Genomic DNA, 3,019 nt, shown 5'->3' with positions numbered 1-3,019 from the left:
ACGGCGGCGGCTGGATGGCCACCGTCACCAACAACGGTGACGAGCTGGTGCAGGGGCAGATCGCGATGATGCAGCTTGTGGTCGTCGACGGCGAGGGCAACGTCGTCGCCGCGCCGGACCCCGACGACCCGATCTTCTTCGGCGCCGAGGGGCCGTTCTGGATGGGCGTCGCGCCAGGCGAGACCCTCGAGACCGGCATCCCGATGACGCACGGCTGCGAGAACAGTGACTGGCTCCCTGCGGGGGACTACCGGGCCTACGCCACGATCACGTTCACCAACGCTGAAGGTGACTTCGGTGACATGGAGCAGGCCCAGGGTGGGCCCTGGGACATCACGGTGGGTGGCGGCGAGAGCGAGATCACGCCGATCGTCCCGCCGGGGACCGCGGTCGTGGATCTCGAGTGCGGTCAGGAATGGACGAACCCGGACGTGAGCACCGGATACGAGCTGGCGCTGCTCGACGACATCCGCTCGCCCCGGGCCGCCTCGGAACCGATCGACGGTCGCGCCTCGCTCAGCACGGGTGGCCCGGTCGACGCGCTCGTCTTCACCACGGTGCTGGTGCTCATGGACGGTGAGATCGTCAACTGGGAGCCAGGCAGCGACACCGCAACCACGGTCTCGGCCACAGCCGGCGCGACGATCCCGCTCGACGTCGGCTCCGAGCTCTTAGCCTGCGGGAGCGAGAACAGTCCGGAGCCGATGGCAGCCGGGATCTATGACGTGGTGGTCGTGGCCGTGGCGCTCGACGGTGAGGGTGTCCACCTGCTCGACGCCACCGACCCGGTGTCGCTCGACCTGAGCTGACCGGGGCCCCGACGGCCACCGGCGGACCGGAGGGGTCCTGACGGTGGCCGTCGGTGCGTGGGACGATGACTCCCATGGGACTGGACCTGCACCTGACCGGTGACGCCGAGGCCGACCGGCTGCTCTCCGACGATCCGCTGGCGCTGCTGCTCGGGATGCTCCTCGACCAGCAGGTCACGATGGAGGCCGCATTCGCCGGGCCTCGCAAGCTCGTGGAGCGCCTGGGCGGTCTCGATGCGGCCGCCATCGCCGCGATGGATCCGGAAGAGTTCGCGGCGATCTGCGCGACGCCGCCTGCCGTGCACCGGTTCCCGGGCTCGATGGCCGGCCGCATCCAGGCCCTGTGCGCGGTGGTCGCCGAGACGTACGACGGCGATGCCTCCCAGATCTGGACGGCTGGGTCCCCGGATGGTCGAGAGGTGCTGAAGCGCCTGAAGGCGCTGCCCGGTTTCGGTGACCAGAAGGCGCGGATCTTCCTGGCGCTGCTCGGCAAGCAGGTCGGTCTGCAGGCCCCGGGATGGCGTGAGGCCGCGGGCGACTACGGCACCGAGGGCAGCTACCGGTCGGTCGCTGACATCGTCGATGGCGCCTCGCTCACCAAGGTGCGCGAGTACAAGAAGGCCGCGAAGGCGGCCGCGCGCGCAGCGAAGGGCTGACCGCGCAGGAGCGGCGAGGCGGCGCGGATGGAGACCGCGCACACACCGCTCGTGAACATCATGTGAATCCACGGCGCGCCGGGTCGTATCGATTCGACCAGATGGCCGTGAGACTGCGACAATCGTCGGCGACACGAAACGTTTCGACTCGTAGAAGCAGCAGCCCGCATGACGACGATCTCCGCCCGCCCCGCCACCTCCACCGAGCCCACCGAGGTCGCACCTGTCGACGCCGTCGCCCCCCGCAGCAAGATGTGGACCTTCAAACTGGTTCTGCTGCTGGGGTCGATGTGCGCGATCGGCGCCTTCACGACCGACACCTACCTGCCCTCGTTGCCCGAGGTGGCGCGCGACCTCGCCACCACCGAGGCGAGCGCGCAGTTCACGATCACCGCCACCCTCATCGGTGGCGCGCTGGGACAGTTCATCATCGGCCCGCTGTCGGACAGGTTCGGTCGCCGGGCACCGGTGATGATCGGGCTGCTGGTGCACATCGTGGCCTCGCTGGCCTGCATCGCCGTGATGGACGTGGTCCCGCTGATCGGCCTGCGCATCATCCAGGGCGTGGGCAACGCCGCTGCCGGTGTGACCGCGATGGCGATCATCCGCGACCGGTTGACCGGCTCCGAGGCGTCCGCGGTGCTGTCGCGACTGATGTTGGTGATCGGCGTGGCCCCGATGCTCGCCCCCACGATCGGCGGCGTGATCGCTCAGGTGTGGGGCTGGCGCGCGGTGTTCGCGTTCCTGGCGTTGTTCGGCGTGGCGCTGCTGGCCATCGTGTGGAAGTTCATGCCCGAGACGCTGCCGCCCACCCAGCGCCTGACTAGCACCCGCGAGGTCACGTCCTCCTACAAGGTGCTCGTGCGGGACCGCACGTTCATCGCGCTCGCACTGCTGCCCGGACTGACGATGGCCGCGATCTTCTCGTACGTGGCGGCCTCACCGTTCGTGATCCGGGTGGGCTACGGCCTGACCGAGAGCCAGTTCGCGCTGCTGTTCGCGCTGGTCGGCCTCGGACTGGTGGTCGGTGCCCAGGTCAACGCGGCGCTGGTGCGGAAGTTCTCGCCGATCCGGCTGTTGCGCCTGGCGACCCCCGCCGTGATGGTGCTCGCCTTGGCAGTGTTCCTCGTGACCGTCACGGGGTTCGGCGGCCTGCCTGGGCTGATCGTGCCGATGTGGCTGATGTTCGCGGTCGCGTCGATGGTCTCGCCGAACGCCTCGGCCCTCGCGCTGCAGCGGCACGGTGAGCGCGCGGGTTCGGCGGCCGCCCTCATCGGGGTGTCGCAGTCCGGTGTGGCCGCTCTGGTGGCGCCGCTCGTGCTGGTGCTCGGCGGCACCACCGCCGCGATGGGCACCGTGATCCTCGGTTCCGCGGTGGTGTCCTTCCTCGTGGTGATCTCCACCGGTGCGTACCGCCGCGGTGGTTGGGCGACCTCGCTCGCCTGAGCGCAAACGGCTCGCCCGGAGCCGCCTGGGCTCGTTAGCGTGTGGGCCCGTGACTCCCGACGACGTCCGCTCCCTCTCGCAGGCAGCCGCCCAGCTCGCGGCGCTGTC

The 3,019-nt window shown here is 69.9% G+C and carries 3 protein-coding genes; all 3 read left to right on the top strand.

Annotated features, from left to right (window positions below; all coding sequences use genetic code 11):
• Positions 1–809, top strand: an 809-nt coding sequence (locus ACOJSN_RS07510) for a hypothetical protein (protein WP_420111884.1), incomplete at its 5' end; no start/stop codon positions are given.
• 74 nt (positions 810–883) lie between these two features.
• A complete protein-coding gene (locus tag ACOJSN_RS07505) occupies positions 884–1,465 on the top strand; it encodes an HhH-GPD-type base excision DNA repair protein (RefSeq protein WP_420111883.1) in 582 nt (193 codons plus the stop codon).
• A gap of 168 nt (positions 1,466–1,633) precedes the next feature.
• A complete protein-coding gene (locus tag ACOJSN_RS07500; protein WP_420111882.1) occupies positions 1,634–2,911 on the top strand; it encodes a multidrug effflux MFS transporter in 1,278 nt (425 codons plus the stop codon).
• Positions 2,912–3,019 lie beyond the last annotated feature (108 nt).

The organism is Pseudactinotalea sp., from assembly GCF_048594945.1.
Taxonomy (GTDB): Bacteria; Actinomycetota; Actinomycetes; order Actinomycetales; family Beutenbergiaceae; genus Pseudactinotalea.
This window is presented reverse-complemented; position numbering and strand designations above follow the sequence as displayed.